Annotated in this window: 15 protein-coding genes; 9 read left to right on the forward strand and 6 right to left on the reverse strand. The window is 69.6% G+C overall.

Annotated elements, in window-relative coordinates:
- Positions 1-75: 75 nt before the first annotated feature.
- Entirely contained in the window at positions 76-2,550 is a 2,475-nt protein-coding gene (locus tag NV348_RS25590) for a phosphoketolase family protein (RefSeq protein ID WP_447149121.1), read from the reverse strand.
- Between the two features lie 165 nt (positions 2,551-2,715).
- Between NV348_RS25590 and NV348_RS25595 the strand changes: the two genes are divergently transcribed.
- The 5 genes from NV348_RS25595 to clpX all read left to right on the forward strand — a co-directional run bounded on the left by NV348_RS25595 (position 2,716) and on the right by clpX (position 7,843).
- Entirely contained in the window at positions 2,716-3,267 is a 552-nt protein-coding gene (locus NV348_RS25595; RefSeq protein WP_447149122.1) for an FKBP-type peptidyl-prolyl cis-trans isomerase, read from the forward strand.
- A 142-nt stretch (positions 3,268-3,409) separates the two neighbouring features.
- Positions 3,410-4,774: a trigger factor gene (gene tig, locus NV348_RS25600; RefSeq protein ID WP_447149123.1), complete on the forward strand. Its 1,365-nt coding sequence runs from the start codon at positions 3,410-3,412 to the stop codon at positions 4,772-4,774.
- A gap of 264 nt (positions 4,775-5,038) precedes the next feature.
- On the forward strand, positions 5,039-5,614 hold the full coding sequence (locus NV348_RS25605) for an ATP-dependent Clp protease proteolytic subunit (RefSeq protein ID WP_030202569.1): 576 nt from the start codon (positions 5,039-5,041) through the stop codon (positions 5,612-5,614).
- 42 nt (positions 5,615-5,656) lie between these two features.
- Entirely contained in the window at positions 5,657-6,322 is a 666-nt protein-coding gene (locus NV348_RS25610; RefSeq protein WP_218721479.1) for an ATP-dependent Clp protease proteolytic subunit, read from the forward strand.
- Between the two features lie 240 nt (positions 6,323-6,562).
- Positions 6,563-7,843 (forward strand): ATP-dependent Clp protease ATP-binding subunit ClpX, encoded by a 1,281-nt coding sequence (gene clpX, locus NV348_RS25615; RefSeq protein WP_218721478.1) that lies wholly within the window; start codon positions 6,563-6,565, stop codon positions 7,841-7,843.
- Positions 7,844-7,913: 70 nt separating this feature from the next.
- On the opposite strand, the gene NV348_RS25620 is transcribed toward clpX, so the two are convergent.
- Both NV348_RS25620 and NV348_RS25625 read right to left on the reverse strand, forming a co-directional pair.
- The gene (locus NV348_RS25620; protein WP_218721477.1) at positions 7,914-8,723 is read right to left on the reverse strand and encodes a hypothetical protein; all 810 of its coding nucleotides are present in this window, start codon (positions 8,721-8,723) and stop codon (positions 7,914-7,916) included.
- A 289-nt stretch (positions 8,724-9,012) separates the two neighbouring features.
- On the reverse strand, positions 9,013-9,327 hold the full coding sequence (locus NV348_RS25625) for a dihydrofolate reductase family protein (protein WP_447149124.1): 315 nt from the start codon (positions 9,325-9,327) through the stop codon (positions 9,013-9,015).
- A 133-nt stretch (positions 9,328-9,460) separates the two neighbouring features.
- Here NV348_RS25625 and mihF point away from each other — a divergent pair, with 133 nt between their 5' ends.
- The gene (gene mihF / locus NV348_RS25630; protein WP_447149125.1) at positions 9,461-9,775 is read left to right on the forward strand and encodes an integration host factor, actinobacterial type; all 315 of its coding nucleotides are present in this window, start codon (positions 9,461-9,463) and stop codon (positions 9,773-9,775) included.
- Between the two features lie 69 nt (positions 9,776-9,844).
- On the opposite strand, the gene NV348_RS25635 is transcribed toward mihF, so the two are convergent.
- A complete protein-coding gene (locus tag NV348_RS25635) occupies positions 9,845-11,041 on the reverse strand; it encodes an FHA domain-containing protein (RefSeq protein ID WP_447149126.1) in 1,197 nt (398 codons plus the stop codon).
- A 276-nt stretch (positions 11,042-11,317) separates the two neighbouring features.
- On the opposite strand from NV348_RS25635, the gene NV348_RS25640 reads away from it, so the two are divergent.
- Both NV348_RS25640 and NV348_RS25645 read left to right on the forward strand, forming a co-directional pair.
- Entirely contained in the window at positions 11,318-11,995 is a 678-nt protein-coding gene (locus NV348_RS25640) for a TetR/AcrR family transcriptional regulator (RefSeq protein ID WP_447149127.1), read from the forward strand.
- Complete coding sequence (locus tag NV348_RS25645) at positions 11,992-12,567, forward strand: GNAT family N-acetyltransferase (protein WP_447149128.1); 576 nt, start codon at positions 11,992-11,994, stop codon at positions 12,565-12,567. The genes NV348_RS25640 and NV348_RS25645 overlap by 4 nt, the downstream gene beginning before the upstream one ends.
- 141 nt (positions 12,568-12,708) lie before the next feature.
- On the opposite strand, the gene NV348_RS25650 is transcribed toward NV348_RS25645, so the two are convergent.
- Together NV348_RS25650 and NV348_RS25655 are read right to left on the reverse strand one after the other, a co-directional pair.
- Positions 12,709-14,256 (reverse strand): glycerol-3-phosphate dehydrogenase/oxidase, encoded by a 1,548-nt coding sequence (locus NV348_RS25650; protein ID WP_447149129.1) that lies wholly within the window; start codon positions 14,254-14,256, stop codon positions 12,709-12,711.
- Positions 14,246-14,866 (reverse strand): TetR/AcrR family transcriptional regulator, encoded by a 621-nt coding sequence (locus NV348_RS25655; RefSeq protein ID WP_447149130.1) that lies wholly within the window; start codon positions 14,864-14,866, stop codon positions 14,246-14,248. The genes NV348_RS25650 and NV348_RS25655 overlap by 11 nt, the downstream gene beginning before the upstream one ends.
- 193 nt (positions 14,867-15,059) lie before the next feature.
- Here NV348_RS25655 and NV348_RS25660 point away from each other — a divergent pair, with 193 nt between their 5' ends.
- Positions 15,060-16,688 (forward strand): FAD-binding oxidoreductase, encoded by a 1,629-nt coding sequence (locus NV348_RS25660; protein ID WP_447149131.1) that lies wholly within the window; start codon positions 15,060-15,062, stop codon positions 16,686-16,688.
- Positions 16,689-16,720 lie beyond the last annotated feature (32 nt).

Raw genomic sequence — 16,720 nt, forward strand, 5'->3', positions numbered from 1 at the left:
GGGCAGGGTGTCGGTGCGGCGGGGCTCGGTCATCGACTCCATCGTCGTGCAGCGCGGGCCCGCGCCGCAACCGCGTTACGGCACAGTGGGGATCGCGGCCTCGGGCCAGACCCAGTTCGCGACGACCGGGATGTCCTCGCCGTGCTCCCTGGTCCAGCGGCGGGCGATCAGCCGGGCGTCGACCATCTCCTGGCGCAGACCCGCCGCCTGCCCGCGCAGGCCGGGGACCCGATCGATCACATCGAGCACCAGGTGGAAGCGGTCGAGATCGTTGAGCATCACCATGTCGAAGGGGGTGGTGGTCGTGCCCTTCTCCTTGTATCCGCGCACGTGCAGTTCGGCGTGGTTGGTGCGGCGATAGGTGAGCCGGTGGACCAGCCAGGGGTAGCCGTGGAAGGCGAAGATCACCGGGCGGTCGGTGGTGAACAGCGCGTCGAACTCGGCGTCGGACAGGCCGTGCGGGTGTTCCTCGGCGGGCAGCAGCCGCATCAGGTCGACCACATTGACCACCCGGATCCGCAGGTCGGGCAGGCGATCGCGCAGGATCGCCGCGGCGGCGAGGGTTTCCAGGGTGGGGATGTCGCCCGCGCAGCCGAGCACCACGTCGGGGGTGGTGCCTGGTGCGTCGTTGTGGCAGGCGAATTCCCAGATCCCGACCCCGCGGGCGCAGTGCAGCGCGGCCTGGGACACCGAAAGCCAGTCCGGCCCCGGCTGTTTGCCCGCGACGACCACATTGGCGTAGTGCCGTGAGCGCAAGCAGTGGTCGTAGGTGGACAGCAGCGTGTTCGCGTCCGGCGGCAGATACACCCGCACGATCTCGGGACTCTTGTTCGCCACGACATCGAGGAAACCCGGGTCCTGGTGGGTGAATCCGTTGTGGTCCTGCCGCCACACGTGCGAGGTGAGCAGGTAGTTCAGGCTGGGGATCTTGCGCCGCCACGGCACCGCCAGGCTGGCGTCGAGCCATTTCGCGTGCTGGTTGAACATGGCGTCGACGATGTGGATGAACGCCTCGTAGCAGGTGAACACCCCGTGACGGCCGGTCAGCAGGTAGCCCTCCAGCAGACCCTGGCACATGTGTTCGGAGAGCACCTCCACGGCACGGCCGGTCGGGGACAGGTCGACGTCCCAGCGACCGATCTCGGCCTGCCAGTCCCGCCCGGTCACCTCGAGAATGTCCTGTAGCCGGTTGCTGGCCAGTTCGTCGGGGGCGAAAGTGAGGAAATTGTGCGGATTGCGCGCGGTGACGTCGCGCAGCCAGCCGCCGAGCACCCTGGTCGCCTCGTGCGGACCCGAGCCCGGCTGCTCGACGGCGACGCCGTAGTCGCGCCAGTCCGGCAGGTCCAGGTCGTGGACCAGCAGCCCGCCGTTGGCGATCGGGTTGAGGCTCATCGGCCGATCCGGGATCTGGCCGAGCACGGCGGGGACCGGGGCGCCGTGCTCGTCGAACAGTTCCTCGGGCCGATAGGACCGCAGCCACTGTTCGAGTACCCGTCGGTGCTGCGGGTTGGTGCGGGCCGCGGGCAAGGGCACCTGGTGGGCGCGGAAGGTGCCTTCGACCTGCTGGCCGTCGACGACCGGGGGACAGGTCCAGCCCTTCGGGGTATGCAGCACGATCATCGGCCAGCGCGGCCTGGCGGTGTCGCCGTCCTCGCGGGCCGCGCGCTGGAATCCGGCGATGCGGTCCAGGCAGGTGTCCATCGCGGCGGCCATCGCCTGGTGCACCGGGGCCGGGTCGTCGCCGGAGACGATCAGCGGTTCGTAACCGTAGCCGCGCAGCAGCGCGACCAGTTCGTCGGTGGGGATGCGGGCGAGGATCGTCGGATTGGCGATCTTGTACTCGTTGAGCGCCAGGATCGGCACCACCGCGCCGTCGCGGGCCGCGTTGAGGAATTTGTTCGCGTGCCAGCTGCCCGCCAGCGGGCCGGTCTCGGCCTCGCCGTCGCCGATCACGCAGAAGACGGTCAGATCGGGATGGTCGAGCGCGGCGCCGTAGGCGTGCAGCAGGCTGTAGCCGAGTTCACCGCCCTCGTGGAAGGAGCCGGGGGTCTCCGGCGCGCAGTGGCTCGGCACGCCGCCGGGGAAGGAGAACTGGTGGAACAGCCTGCGCATGCCGTGGCTGTCGCGCGCGATGTCGGGATAGAGCGCGGCGTAGGCGCCCTCCAGCCAGGCGCAGGCGTTCGGGCCGGGGCCGCCGTGGCCGGGACCCGCCACGTACACCGCGTTCAGCCCGCGCGCGCGGATCACCCGATTCGCGTGCGCCCACACCAGATTCAGGCCGGGCACGGTCCCGAAATGGCCGAGCAGGCGCGGTTTGATGTCTTCCGGGCGCAGCGGTTCGCGCAGCAGCGGATTGCTCATCAGATAGATCTGACCGACCGCGAGATAGTTCGATGCCCGCCACCAGGTGTCCACCGCGACGAGTTCTTCGCGCGAGAGCGGGCCGGGGGCATCGGTGAGGACGTAGGGCTTCGGGGCGATGGTCTCGCCGTCGCCGTCGCCCACGCTGTCGGCGGCGGTATCGGCATCGGGATCGCTGGTCCGGGTCATCGCGGACTCTCCTCGTACTCGGTGAGCTGCGGCGCCGTCCGCGCCGCCGGGACCTGCGCGGGGCGCCGAGTGGACACTCGGCGACACCGGTGGAGAAACGCACCGCCGAGCCTACCGCCGTGCCGGTACCCGGCGCCGTGCACGCGGTCTATTACTGTGCGGGCCATGCATTCTCTCGGCAGGATCATCGGCATCGGACTCGTCGCGGCCGCCGCGATCGCGACAGCGGCCTGCGGCTCGGACTCGGATTCGGCGAGCTCGCCGGGCAGCAGTACCGCCGCGGGCCAGTCCACGGCGAGCAAGGGCCGCGAGTGCACCGCCGACGACATCACGGTCAGCGGTGGCTACGGCGACGCGCCGGAGATCACCATTCCCGACTCCTGTGATCCGCCTACGACGCTGATCGTCAAGGACCTGGTCCCCGGCAACGGGCCCGGCGCGGTCGCTGGGCAGCCGCTGACCATGAACTACGCGCTGGTCACCTGGTCGGACAAGCAGACTCTGGACAGCTCGTTCAAGCGCGGCAAGCCGTTCCAGCTGACCCTCGGCGCCGGCCAGGTCATCGAGGGCTGGGACCAGGGTCTGCTCGGCGTGCAGCAGGGCGCGCGCCGGCTGCTGATCGTGCCGCCGAACCTGGGCTACGGCGCGGGTGGCAACGGTGTCGCGCCGAACGAGACCCTGGTCTTCGTCACCGACGCGGTGCAGGTCGGCCGCTAGCCGCCGCCCAAACAACCGCCGATTGCACGACCGCGAAGGCGGTCAACTACCCTGGTCGGGATGCGCATTATGCGCCGCACCCGTCCAGGTTGCGACGTCCCATGCGGGGACACCACTGAACTACGAACCAAGGAGCATGTCCGTGAAGAGCACCGTCGAGCAGCTGAGCCCGACCCGGGTCCGGATCAACGTCGAGGTGCCCTTCGAGGAGCTGAAGCCCGACTTCGACAAGGCGTACAAGGCGCTGGCCCAGCAGGTCCGCATCCCCGGCTTCCGTCCGGGCAAGGCCCCGGCCAAGCTGATCGAGACCCGCGTCGGCCGTGGCGCCGTGCTGGAGCAGGTCGTCAACGACGCGCTGCCGGGTCGCTACGCCGAGGCCGTGCAGTCCGCCGAGGTCAAGGTCATCGGCCAGCCCGAGATCGAGATCACCAAGATCGAGGACGGCGAAGAGCTGGCGTTCACCGCCGAGGTCGACGTGCGCCCCGAGATCGCGCTGCCGGACTACTCGGGCCTCGAGGTCACCGTCGACGCGTTCACCATCGAAGATGCCGACATCGAGCAGCAGCTCACCTCGCTGCGTCAGCGCTTCGGCACCCTGACCGGTGTCGAGCGCGCCGTGCAGGACGGCGACTTCGTCTCGATCGACCTGTCGGCCACCGTCGACGGCGAGGACGTCCCCGAGGCGGCCACCACCGGCCTGTCGCACGAGGTCGGTTCGGGTCAGCTGATCGAGGGCCTCGACGAGGCGATCACCGGTCTGGCGGCCGGCGAGTCGAAGGAGTTCACCTCCACCCTGGTCGCCGGCGACCACGCCGGTAAGGAAGCCGTCATCACCGTCACCGTGCAGTCGGTGAAGGAGCGCGAGCTGCCCGAGGCCGACGACGAGTTCGCCCAGCTGGCCAGCGAATTCGACACCATCGACGAGCTCAAGGAAGACCTGAAGGGCCGCGTCGAGCGCGTCAAGAAGGTCGAGCAGGCCGGCCAGATCCGCGACAAGGTGCTCGACACCCTGCTCGAGACCATCGAGGTCCCGCTGCCCGAGGCCGTCGTCAAGGCCGAGGTCGACGCGGTGCTGCACGACGCCGTCCACGGCTTCGATCACGACGAGGCCAAGCTGGCCGAGGCGCTCGAGGCGCAGGGCTCCTCCCGCGAGGAGTTCGACTCCGACACCCAGGAAGCCGCCGAGAAGTCGGTGAAGACCCAGCTGCTGCTCGACGCCATCGCCGAGGCCGAGGACACCCAGGTCGGCCAGCAGGAGCTGACCGAGCGAATCCTGTTCCAGGCCCAGCGTTACGGCATGTCGCCGGAGCAGTTCATCCAGCAGGTGCAGCAGGCCGGTCAGCTCGGCGCGGTGTTCGCCGACGTCCGTCGCGGCAAGGCGCTGGCCGGTGTCGTCGGCCAGGTGAAGGTCACCGACTCCGAGGGCAACGTGGTCGACACCACCGAAATGTTCGGTGACCCCGCGGATTCCGCCGAGACCGAGCAGGTCGAGGCCGCCGCCGAATAGGTTTTGTGATGCCGGTGTGACCGGTACCCCTCCGGGGGTGCTTGGATTGCGCCGTGAGGGAGCGCAGCGAGCAAACCGATGACGCAGTGCGCCTTGCGCACAGTGCCATCGAGCGGAGCGAGATTGCGCTGTGAGCGAAGAAGGGCGGTACCGGGAGTTCGGTGCCGCCCTGCTTCGTTACTGTTTGTGACGACGAACCGTATGGCCGTAGCAATCGGTGAGAAGAGAAGGCAGGTATCCGTGACAATCAACCAGGCAGGGGTCATGACAGCCGCTACTGCTGGTCTCAACCTCAGTGATTCGGTGTACGAGCGGCTGCTGCGCGAGCGCATCATCTTCCTCGGCACGCAGGTCGACGACGACATCGCCAACAAGCTGTGCGCGCAGATCCTGCTGCTCTCGGCCGAGGATCCGACCAAGGACATCTCGCTCTACATCAACTCCCCGGGTGGCTCGGTCACCGCGGGGATGGCCATCTACGACACGATGCAGTTCGCCGAGTGCGACATCAAGACCGTCGCCATGGGTCTGGCCGCGTCGATGGGGCAGTTCCTGCTGACCGCGGGCACCAAGGGCAAGCGATTCGCGCTGCCGCACACCCGGATCATGATGCACCAGCCGTCGGCGGGCATCGGTGGTTCGGCGGCCGACATCGCGATCATGGCCGAGCAGTTCGCCCACACCAAGCGCGAGCTCAACGAGCTGCAGTCGCTGCACACCGGCAAGTCGGTGGAGCAGGTGACCGAGGACGCGGACCGCGACCGCTGGTTCACGGCGAAGGAAGCCCTCGAGTACGGCTTCATCGATCACGTGGTCACCCACGCGAACCAGGCGAAGTAACGCCGCCGTCCCCCCTCACTCGAGACAAGCTTGGAGATAAAGATGGCCAACCTCTTCGACCCGCGCGCCGGACACGGCGGCTCCGCTGCGGGCCTCCCGCAGGCGCGCTACATCCTGCCGCAGTTCACCGAGCAGACCTCGTTCGGTGTCAAGACGTCGGACCCGTACAACAAGCTCTTCGAAGAGCGCATCATCTTCCTGGGCAACCAGGTCGACGACGTGTCGGCGAACGACATCATGGCGCAGCTGCTGGTGCTGGAGTCCCAGGACCCCGACCGTGACATCACCATGTACATCAACTCGCCCGGTGGCTCGTTCACCGCGCTCATGGCGATCTACGACACCATGCAGTACGTGCGCCCCGACGTGGTGACGGTGTGCCTGGGCCAGGCCGCCTCGGCCGCGGCGGTGCTGCTGGCCGCCGGTGCCCCCGGCAAGCGCGCCGCGCTGCCCAACGCGCGCATCCTGATCCACCAGCCGTCCTCGGGCGGCGTGCAGGGCCAGGTGTCGGACCTCGAGATCGCCGCGGCCGAGATCGAGCGCATGCGCCGGCTGATGGAAGTCACCATCTCGCGCCACACCGGCAAGTCCGAGGAGCAGGTCCGCAAGGACACCGACCGCGACAAGATCCTGACCGCCGAGGAAGCTAAGGAATACGGCATCGTCGACCAGGTCTTCGACTACCGGAAGCTCAGCGGGCAGAAGTGACACGCCCGGGCCCGTCGCCCGATCTGGGCGGCGGGCCCACCATTTTTCGACCGTGGGCCTCACAATGGTGAGAACCCGCACAACGCTTCACAGAAACATGCGCGAGTTGTCGACCTCTCTCGCGCACACCAGGTACGGTCGACTCAGGGACCATTGCTCTGATTGACGGCACCGAAACGTATTTCCGGCCCAATCGGGGGACGACGGTCGCACTCGGACAAGGAAGTAGGGACCTACGAGATGGCGCGCATCGGAGACGGCGGCGATCTGCTCAAGTGCTCGTTCTGCGGAAAGAGCCAGAAGCAGGTCAAGAAGCTCATTGCGGGCCCCGGGGTCTATATCTGCGACGAGTGCATCGACCTCTGCAACGAGATCATCGAGGAAGAGCTGGCCGAGTCGAGTGAGGTCAAGCTCGACGAGCTGCCCAAGCCCTCGGAGATCCGGGACTTCCTGGAGAACTACGTCATCGGCCAGGACACGGCCAAGCGCACGCTCGCGGTGGCGGTCTACAACCACTACAAGCGCATCCAGGCCGGCGACAAGGGCCGCGACAGCCGCGGCGAGACCGTCGAGCTGGCCAAGTCGAACATCCTGATGCTCGGCCCCACCGGTTGCGGTAAGACCTACCTCGCGCAGACGCTGGCGAAGATGCTGAACGTGCCGTTCGCCATCGCCGACGCCACCGCGCTCACCGAGGCGGGCTACGTCGGTGAGGATGTCGAGAACATCCTGCTGAAGCTGATCCAGGCCGCCGACTACGATGTCAAGCGCGCCGAGACCGGCATCATCTACATCGACGAGGTCGACAAGATCGCCCGCAAGAGCGAGAACCCGTCGATCACCCGTGACGTCTCCGGCGAGGGCGTGCAGCAGGCGCTGCTGAAGATCCTGGAGGGCACCCAGGCGAGTGTGCCGCCGCAGGGCGGTCGCAAGCACCCGCACCAGGAGTTCATCCAGATCGACACCACCAACGTGTTGTTCATCGTGGCGGGCGCGTTCGCCGGCCTGGAGAAGATCATCTCCGACCGCACCGGTCACCGTGGCATCGGCTTCGGTGCCGAGGTCCGCTCCAAGGCCGAGGTCGACACCGATGACCACTTCGCCGATGTGATGCCCGAGGACCTGATCAAGTTCGGTCTGATCCCCGAGTTCATCGGCCGCCTGCCGGTTGTCGCCTCGGTGACCAACCTGGACAAGGAATCGCTGGTCAAGATCCTCTCGGAGCCGAAGAACGCACTGGTCAAGCAGTACGTGCGGCTGTTCGAGATGGACGGTGTCGACCTGGAATTCACCACCGACGCCCTCGAAGCCGTCGCCGACCAGGCGATCCTGCGCGGCACCGGTGCCCGTGGCCTGCGCGCCATCATGGAGGAAGTCCTGCTCCCGGTGATGTACGACATCCCCGGCCGCGACGACGTCGCCAAGGTGGTCGTGAACGCCGACACCGTCACCGAGAACGTGCTGCCGACGATCGTCCCCCGCAAGACCCAGCGCACCGAGCGTCGCGAGAAGTCGGCGTAGGACCTACTCAGAGCTATCGACAGAGGGCCCGTGCTCCGGTGGGAGCACGGGCCCTCTTGTCGTGTGGCTGTCAGCTCTCGCGGAAGGCCGGGGCGGCGGAGAGGAGGTCCTCGGCGTCGTCGGTGGGGATTTCGGCGGAGGCGCGGGCGATGGCGGTGCTGTAGCGGGCGCTGGCGGCGTTGTGGATCATCAGGGCGACGCCGATCATGACCGGGGCTACGGCGTGGACGGCGGCGTCATACCAGTGCTTGGCGCTCAGGTGGGGGTAGGTGTTGAGGGCGATGGTGAGCGAGAGCAGGAACAGTTCGGCGACCAGGACCTGGGTGCGGTTGCCCATCACGCCCCACTCGGCCACGCGGGTGGTGCCGATCATGATGATGACCAGGCAGACGCTGATCATGGCCTCCAGGCCGAAGCTGGCCCAGTAGAGCGGGTCGCTCGGACCGCCGGGGGCGATGTTGTGCTGCACGTTCACCGCCGACCACAGCATGCCGGCGATGACCACGCCGGCCAGGGCGCGCAGCGACCAGGTGCGGTGTTGGTAGAGCGAGGCCAGTCGGGCGCGCGGGTTGGATTCGCGGCGCTGGGCGGCGATGGCCTTGCGGGCCAGCATCACGTCCGCCATCTCGGCCCGCTCCATCTCGGCGGTGGTCTCGCGCAGCCGGTCGGCGTGGGTGGAGGCGGCCTTGATCTGCTTCCAGCGCTGGTCGCGCTCATAGGTGCGGATCTTCTCGGCGAGTTCGCGCTCGGCGCGCAGCTCGTCTTCGGACAGTGCGTCGGTCAGGGCCGGATCGGACTGGTAGGCGATGCGTCGCCTGGCCCGTTCGACCCGGACCGGCAACGCAACGACCTCGTCATCGAGCGGGTGTTCCTCGCGCATCGCAACTCCAGTAAGCAAAGGGGTTCGCCGGGTCGCGTCATTCTTGCGCATGGAGCGGGGGAGAGCACAACCGCGGGCCGCATTTCTCGCCGACCCGCCGATGCCGGAAACGTCTGGCGCACAACTGTGTAGCTGTTACCGCACGATCACGGGGAGACGGTGACGACCGGAGACCGATCGCGCCCGGGTCGAGGAGCTTCGTTGATCCTCCGTGGTTCGCCGTTGAACCTTGGTCCCGTTTTGTGCTTCTGCTGATGTTTCGTCGCAGCTGGGTGCGGTGTTACGTGGGTCACCCGGCGGAGAAGTCGCCGTACTTCGGTGCCCCGTCGGCGCGGTAGCTCGCGATGAGCACGCCGGTGGAGGTGGTGCGGACGTCGGTGAGAGCGAATCCGGTGGGTCGCACCGTCTCGGTGAACAGTTTCTTGCCGGTGCCGAGCACCACCGGGAAGGTCGGCAGGTTCATCGTATCGACGAGACCGGCCGCGAGCAGGGTCTGGGCGAGTGCGCCGCTGCCGAGCAGGAACGCATCGAGAGGAACTGGGTCAGGGAGAGCTCCATGGCGGCGATCCTTTCGTCCGTTTCGTCCGTCTTGCCGGTCGTTCACCCATTACGACGGGCCCAGCACGCAAAACTCATCGGCGTATCCTCGCGGTGTGTCGGACTGGTGCTGCCGTTCGGTTGCTGTTTACTCGGTCCGTCAATCAGATGTTCGAGTGACGAGTGGAAGCGGAGGAGACATGGCACTGCCTACGATGACCGCCGAACAGCGCACCGAGGCGTTGGCCAAAGCGGCTGCCGTGCGCAAGGCGCGCTCGGAACTGATCGGCAAGGTGAAGGAGGGCAAGGTCACCGTCGCCGATCTGCTCAAGAAGGCCGACAGCGACGACCTGGTCAAGAAGACCAAGGTCGCTGCGGTGATCAAGGCGCTGCCGGGCGTCGGCCCGGTGAAGGCGGCCAAGCTGATGGATCAGGCGGAGATCCCCGAGGATCGCCGCATCGGCGGGCTCGGTGCTCGCCAGCGCGCGGCGCTGCTCGACGCCCTCGACGGCTGAGCCGAGTCGCGATCCGGCGCCCGTGGACGCACACTGTGCGCCCCACGGGCGTCGGGACAGTTCGGCCCGCTAGACGCAGTAGGTCAGCAGGAAATCGTTGATGCGCAGACGCCAGCCCGGTTGCAGTTCGATGGGCAGGGTGCCGACGCGCGACCAGCGTTCGGAGTCGGGGGCGGCGAAGAACGTACCGGAGGTGGCGGGGGCTTCCCGGACGAACACCTTGCCACGGTCGGGGGCGACGAAGGCATGGACCCGGGACACGAGCCGGTCGCGTTCGATCAAGATGGGGGTAGCGGCGGCGGCCCGCACCGATTCGTCGCCGGAGGGGTTGCGGCCCAGGACATAGGGCCGATCCAGGGGATAACTCAGTCCGTCCTCGGTGACCAGGGCGCCGCGCGAGCTGGTGGGATGCGGCCCGGACTTACCGAGGGCGACGGGTTCGGCCCGCTTCGCCGCATCCAATGCCTGGGACCAGGCCAGCGGCGCGTTGGCGGCGGGGGAATTGCGCGGACCGGTGCTGACGGTCTCACCGTCGGCGGTCACCGGCCGCGAGCCCGTGCTCACCGTCTCGCCGTCGGGATCGCCCGCCTCGGTGGACGGCACGAAACCGGTTGCCGGACCGGTGAACCCGGCTTCGGCGCCGGGAGTGGTGAAACCCGCGGTCGCCGGCCTGGCCTCACCGTTCTCGGTGCGGTCCGACGGGGCGCGCAGGGCGCGGAATCCGGTGGCCTCGGTCGGTGGCGGCTCGTCGAGGGTCTCGACCCGGCGCGGTGCCGGATTGCGGCGGCGGCCGAGGGTGAGTACGAAACCGTTGCCGGTGACGATGCCCGCGCGGAGATCGGTGCGGGGATTGGCGCTGGTCGGGTCGGCCATCTCGGCGCCGACCGCGATCCGGCGGACGGGCTCGCGGATGATCTCGTCGACCCAGGTGAAGGCGCGGTCGCCGGCCAGGCGGCGGTTGCCCTCGGCGCCGGAGATCTCGGCGATCACCGCGCCGCGCAACAGGATCAGCATCCCGTCGGCGGTCGGGGCGAGGACGCCGAACGGTGGCGGGGCGGACGCGCCGCCGAAGACGACGCCGGCCAGCCGCTGGGCCAGCGCGGCACCGGGCGCCGAGGCCGCGGTACTCATCGCGACGGTTTCGACCGCGCCGAGTAGTCGGTCGGTGGACGGGGTTTCGCCCGCGAGATACATGACGACGTCGCCGAATCTGGCGACGATCCCGGTACCGGGCACGATGGCCACGGTAGACGAATGCGCGCGCATCAATGCCTCCTTGTCGGACTGGCCTTTGCCAGCATAGAACGACTCTCCGCATGCGGTTGAGATTGTGTCCGCGAACAGCGGGCGACCAGGCCGTCAGCTGCTGTTCCGGCGGAGGTGTCGGGGGCTGGTGCGCCACTGGCACAGCGGGTTTCGGCGGGTTGAGATCGCCGGGCACGCAGAGGGGCAGGCGGTCGAAGCCCCGCGGGAGTCATCGGCCGACGAGGGCGAACGATGTTCGTGTCAAACGTCGTTCGTGGCCCGCGTATGATGCGGCGCATGAACGCCGCACCCGTCAGCCGCCGGGCCCGACCGGCGAAAGCGCCGTTGAGCCGCGAGGTCGTCATCGAGACCGGTTTGCGCATCCTCGACACCGACGGCCTGGCCGCACTCACCATGCGCCGGGTCGCCCAGGAACTCGACACCGGCGCCGCCTCCCTCTACGTCTACGTCGCCAATCGCGACGACCTGATGACCGGCATGCTCGACCACGTCCTGTCCACCGTGACCACGCCCGCCGACGGCGACTGGCGAGAACGTCTGACCGCCGTCGTCGAGACCGCCATCGAGGTGCTCGGCAGGCACGAGGGGCTGGCGCTGGTGGCCTTCGGCCGGGTCCCGACCACCGCGCACGCCCTCGGCTTGGTCGAACAGCTGCTCGTCCTGCTGCGCGAAGGCGGGCTCGATCCGTCGACCGCCACCTGGGCCGTCGACCTGATCCACCTGCACATCACCGCCGAGGCCGCCGAACAGGCGGCCTGCGACATCCAGGGCGGCGCGGAGTCGGCAGACCTCGCCGAGATCGGCAGGCGCTTCGCCGAATTGCCCGCCGAGCGCTACCCGACCATCGTCGCGCTGCGCGAGCAGATGCTCGCGGGCGACGGTCACGCCCGCGGCCGGTGGGCCCTGCGCGCCATGCTCAACGGCATCCTCGCGACCCCGGTGAACGCGCGATGACCGGCATCGATCAGCCGGGGACCGCCGCGCGAGGGCAGGTGAGCGGCGGTCCGATCCGGCCCGCGACCGAGGCCGAGATCCCGGTGCTGCAGGAGATCGAGCGGCGCGCGGGTGCCCCGTTCGCCACGGTGGGGATGACCGCGGTCGCCGACGACGATCCGCCGCACGCCGACACCCTGCGCGAATACATCATCGCCGGGCGGGCCTGGGTGTGGCCCGACGACACCGACCGCCCCGTCGGCTACCTGGTGCTCGGCATGGTCGACGGTGAGCCGCATGTGGATCAGGTATCGGTGGACCCGGCCCACGCCGGACGGCGGATCGGCAAACGCCTGATCGATCACGCGGTCCGCTGGGCGAAAGACCGTGGACTGCACGAGATCACCCTCACCACGTTCATCGGGGTCCCGTGGAACGGCCCGTACTACGAGCGGCTCGGCTTCACCTACATCCCGGCCGCCGACGAGACGCCGGAGCTGCGCGCCATCCGCGCCGCCGAGACCGCCCACGGCCTCGACGAATGGCCCCGTGCCTGCATGCGCGCCGACCTGGCCACCTGGCTCGACGGCTGACCTGGTGCGCGCGGGCGGGCCCGGTCGGCGGTGCGCCGAGACGCCGTCCCGGATGGAGTCCTGCTCGGCGCGGGCGACGCGGCCTTCCTGCGCGCCGCCACGCTGGTCGCCGCCTATGGTCGCCGACCGGCGGTAGCGCGGTCAGCTGCCGACGACGGCCCGGGCGAACGCGGCTTCCGCGGCGGGGGTGGCGGCGGCACGATCCTCGGGGACCAGGCCGATGCGGGTGCGGCGGTCGAGCAGGTCGTCGACGGTGAGGGCGCCCTCGTGGCTGATGGCGAAGTCGAATTCGGCGGCGGTCACGTCGATTCCGGGGGCGACGGGTTCGCGCAGGGCCGGGTCGGCCAGCCAGGCCGAGACGATGTGGCTCGCCTCGCTGCCGTAGCGCTCGATGAGGACCGGAGGTGCGTCGATGCGGTCGCGAGCCGCGCCGGCGACCGCGCCGACCAGGGGGAGCCGGGTCGTGCGGCAGATCGACGCGGGCAGCCCGGCATGGGCGACGGCGGCGTCGACGGCGTCCTGCGCCATCTGGCGGTAGGTGGTGAGCTTGCCGCCGACGACGGTGATCAGGCCGTCGGGGGAGGTGAGGACGGCGTGCTCGCGGGAGATGTCGGCGGTGCTGTCGTCGGCGGTCTCGAGCAGCGGCCGCAGGCCGGCGAAGCGGCCACGGATGTCGGCGCGGGTCAACGGTTCCCGCAGCGCGGTGTTGATGGTGTCGAGCAGGAAATCGATCTCGGACTCGGTGGGCTGCGGCTCGTCCGGGATCGGGCCGGGCGCCTCCTCGTCGGTGAGCCCGAGGTAGACGCGGCCGTGCGCGGCGGGCAGCGCGAAGACGAAGCGGCTGATGCTGCCGGGAACCGGCACGGTCAGCGCCGCGCTCAGGCCGCCGAACGCGGCGGCGTCGAACACCAGGTGGGTGCCGCGGCTGGGCCGCAGCTTGATGCTGTGGTCGACCTCGCCCGCCCACACGCCGGTCGCGTTGATCACGGCGCGGGCCCGCACGGTCAGCGTCTCGCCGGTGATCGTGTCGCGCAGCTGGACCGAATCGCCGGTCGCGGCCACGGCTTCCACCCGGGTGAGCACGGTCGCGCCGTGGGCGGCCGCGGTGCGCGCCAGGGCGACGACCAGCCGCGCGTCGTCGACGAGCTGACCGTCCCAGGCCTGCAGGCCGCCGCGCAGCCCCTCGCGGCGCACCGTCGGGGCCAGCCGCAGCGCCTCGGCGGCGACGACCCGGCGGGAGCGGGGCAGGGTGGCGGCGGAGGTGCGGGCGGTGACCCGCAGCGCGTCACCGGCGGCGAAACCCGCGCGGATGAGCGCACTCTGGGAGGCCTTGATACCGGGCAGCAGCGGCACCAGCTGGGGGAGCGGGCGCACCAGATGCGGCGCGGTGGTGCGCAGCATGACGCCGCGCTCGACCGCGCTCTCGTGCGCGATGCCGACCCGGCCGCTCGCCAGGTAGCGCAGGCCGCCGTGCACCAGCTTCGAACTCCAGCGGCTGGTGCCGAACGCGAAGTCGGTGCGCTCGATCAGGAGGGTGCGCAGTCCGCGCGAGGCGGCGTCGAGCGCGACGCCCGCGCCGGTCACGCCGCCGCCGATCACCAGCACGTCGATCTCGGGTCGATCGCCGAGCGCGGTCAGGTCGGCGGTGCGGCGGGTCGCGTGCAGGGCGGCCTTCGAATCAGGAGTCATCACAGTCCTTGTCGCGGGGAGGGAGCAGGTAACCCTCGATCGCCCTCGACAGCTCCGCGTCGAACTGCGCACCGGCCAGCAGCGGCTCCACCGTGCCCGCGGACTGCACCGCGGACTGGGTGATGAGCAGCAGCATGGTCGCCATCTGCTCGGCATCGCCGGCCCGGATCGAGCCGTCGTCGTGGCCGAGCCGGATCGCGGTGGCGAACAGCTCGATCAGCGTGCGCTGGTTGCGCCCCAGCCTGCCGAACACGTAGGTGAGCATGAGGTCGGTGTCGGTCCGGAAGATCTTGGCGAACACCGCGTTCGCCCGGATCGCGGCCGCACCGGCGACGATGCCGCGGACCAGCCGGTGCCGGCCGAGGCCGATCTCGGGCATGGTCTCGCCGACGATCGTGCGTAACTCACGGACCAGGAGCTCGGCGATCAGCGACCCGGTGTCGGGCCAGCGCCGGTACACCGTCGGCCTGCTGACCCCGGCGCGACGCGCCACTTCGGTGAGCGTGGTGCGGCGGACACCGAAATCGACGACGCAGGCCCGCGTGGCATCGAGGATCGCCACGTCGGTGGGCGAGAGTTGCTCGTCCGCGTTGGTCGCGATGTCGATCATCGTGCTTCACCCCGGTGTGTTCGGCGGCGCCGGAGGAGGCGCCGTGGTCGAGCTGGAACGCTCAAGGGTATCGAGCGGACCAGCGGGGTCGGTGTCGTGAATGCGGGGCAGTGACATCCGACAGCGGTCGGATGCCGACTCGAGGACATATCGTACTGGTTACTGCTTGACACTATATGTCAGAATGTAACGCATGGTCGAGACGCAACCCGAGAATTCCGGTGCCACCACGCTGCCGCCGAGCATGGTGTGGGACGCCTGGGGTGTCCCCGCTGGACACCAGCCCCTGTCGGCGCAGATCCGCGGCCTGCTCGCGCAGGTGTTCGGCATCGCGGGCGAGCCGGTGGCGCGTCGCGACGAGGGCGACGTGCCGCTGCGTCCCACCACCCTCACCGACACCGACCGAGCCGGGATCGCCGCCATTATCGGTGACGAAAATCTCAGCACCGAGAATGTCGCCCGGCTGCGTCACGCGGGCGGCAAGAGCACCCCCGACCTGCTCCGTCGCCGCGCCACCGGCCTCCAGGACGCGCCGGACGCCATCGTCTTCCCCGCCGATCACGCGCAGGTCCTCGCGCTGCTGGCCTATTGCTCCGAGCACGGCATCGCGGTCGTCCCGTTCGGCGGCGGCACCAGCGTGGTCGGCGGCGTCGACCCGGTGCGCGGGCAGTTCGCCACCGTCATCGCGCTGGATCTGCGCAGGCTCGACACCCTCACCGGCGTCGACCCGGTCAGCGGGCTGGCGACCCTCGGCGCGGGCGTCACCGGCCCGCAGGCCGAGAAACTGCTGGGCGCGCACGGACTGTCGCTGGGGCACTTCCCGCAGAGCTTCGAATTCGCCACCATCGGCGGGTTCGCCGCGACCCGGTCGTCCGGTCAGGCGTCGGCGGGCTACGGCCGCTTCGACGATATGGTCGAGCGCCTGGTCGTCGCGACCCCGCAGGGCACCGTCGAACTCGGGCGGGCGCCCGCCTCGGCGGCCGGACCGGACCTGCGGGAGCTGTTCGTCGGCTCCGAGGGCACCCTCGGCATCATCACCTCGGTCACGCTGCGCGTGCACCCGGTCCCGGAAACCACCGCCTACCAGGCCTGGTCGTTCCCCGACTTCGCCACCGGCGCGGCCGCGCTGCGCAGCCTGGTGCAGACCGGCGCCGCCCCGACCGTGCTGCGCTTGTCCGACGAGGCGGAGACCGGGCTGAACCTGGCCCGCTCCGGTGACATCGGCGGCGCACCCGTCGCGGGCTGCCTGGCCATCACCACCTACGAGGGCACCGAGGCGCACGTCGCCGCCCGCGCGCTGGAGGCGAGCGGACTGCTCAGCGCCGCCGGTGGCACCGCGCTCGGCGAGGCACCCGCCCAGCACTGGGAACACGGCCGCTTCGCCGCGCCGTACCTGCGCGACGCGCTGCTCGACGTCGGCGTGCTCTGCGAGACCCTGGAGACCGCGACCACCTGGGCGAACCTGTCGAACCTGAAGACCAAGGTGACCGGGGCGCTGATGGATTCGCTCGGCGCGCAGGGCACGCCCGCCCTGGTGATGTGCCACATCTCGCACACCTACCCGACCGGCGCCTCGCTGTACTTCACCATCGTCGCCAAGCAGCTCGACGACCCGATCGCGCAGTGGCGGATCGCCAAGTCGGCGGTCGGTGACGCCATCGTCGCCGCGGGCGGCACCATCACCCACCATCACGCCGTCGGTGCCGACCACCGTCCGTGGATGCAGTCCGAAGTCGGCGACCTGGGCGTTCGCGTCCTGCGCGCGGTGAAACGGGAACTCGACCCCGCCGGCGTGCTGAATCCTGGGAAGCTGGTTCCGTGAGGGAGCTTTGGCGAGTGAACCGTAGGCACAGC

It is taken from the genome of Nocardia fodinahabitans, assembly GCF_052983615.1.

Bases quoted from the DNA above. Each gene is read 5' to 3' on its own strand.
- NV348_RS25610 (WP_218721479.1), top strand. From the start codon at position 5,657: ATGGCCAACCTCTTCGACCCGCGCGCCGGACACGGCGGCTCCGCTGCG.
- NV348_RS25590 (WP_447149121.1), bottom strand. From the start codon at position 2,550: ATGACCCGGACCAGCGATCCCGATGCCGATACCGCCGCCGACAGCGTG.
- NV348_RS25635 (WP_447149126.1), bottom strand. From the start codon at position 11,041: ATGCGCGCGCATTCGTCTACCGTGGCCATCGTGCCCGGTACCGGGATC.
- NV348_RS25595 (WP_447149122.1), top strand. From the start codon at position 2,716: ATGCATTCTCTCGGCAGGATCATCGGCATCGGACTCGTCGCGGCCGCC.
- NV348_RS25640 (WP_447149127.1), top strand. From the start codon at position 11,318: ATGAACGCCGCACCCGTCAGCCGCCGGGCCCGACCGGCGAAAGCGCCG.
- clpX (WP_218721478.1), top strand. From the start codon at position 6,563: ATGGCGCGCATCGGAGACGGCGGCGATCTGCTCAAGTGCTCGTTCTGC.
- NV348_RS25655 (WP_447149130.1), bottom strand. From the start codon at position 14,866: ATGATCGACATCGCGACCAACGCGGACGAGCAACTCTCGCCCACCGAC.
- NV348_RS25620 (WP_218721477.1), bottom strand. From the start codon at position 8,723: ATGCGCGAGGAACACCCGCTCGATGACGAGGTCGTTGCGTTGCCGGTC.
- NV348_RS25660 (WP_447149131.1), top strand. From the start codon at position 15,060: ATGGTCGAGACGCAACCCGAGAATTCCGGTGCCACCACGCTGCCGCCG.
- NV348_RS25645 (WP_447149128.1), top strand. From the start codon at position 11,992: ATGACCGGCATCGATCAGCCGGGGACCGCCGCGCGAGGGCAGGTGAGC.
- mihF (WP_447149125.1), top strand. From the start codon at position 9,461: ATGGCACTGCCTACGATGACCGCCGAACAGCGCACCGAGGCGTTGGCC.
- NV348_RS25605 (WP_030202569.1), top strand. From the start codon at position 5,039: ATGACAGCCGCTACTGCTGGTCTCAACCTCAGTGATTCGGTGTACGAG.
- NV348_RS25650 (WP_447149129.1), bottom strand. From the start codon at position 14,256: ATGACTCCTGATTCGAAGGCCGCCCTGCACGCGACCCGCCGCACCGCC.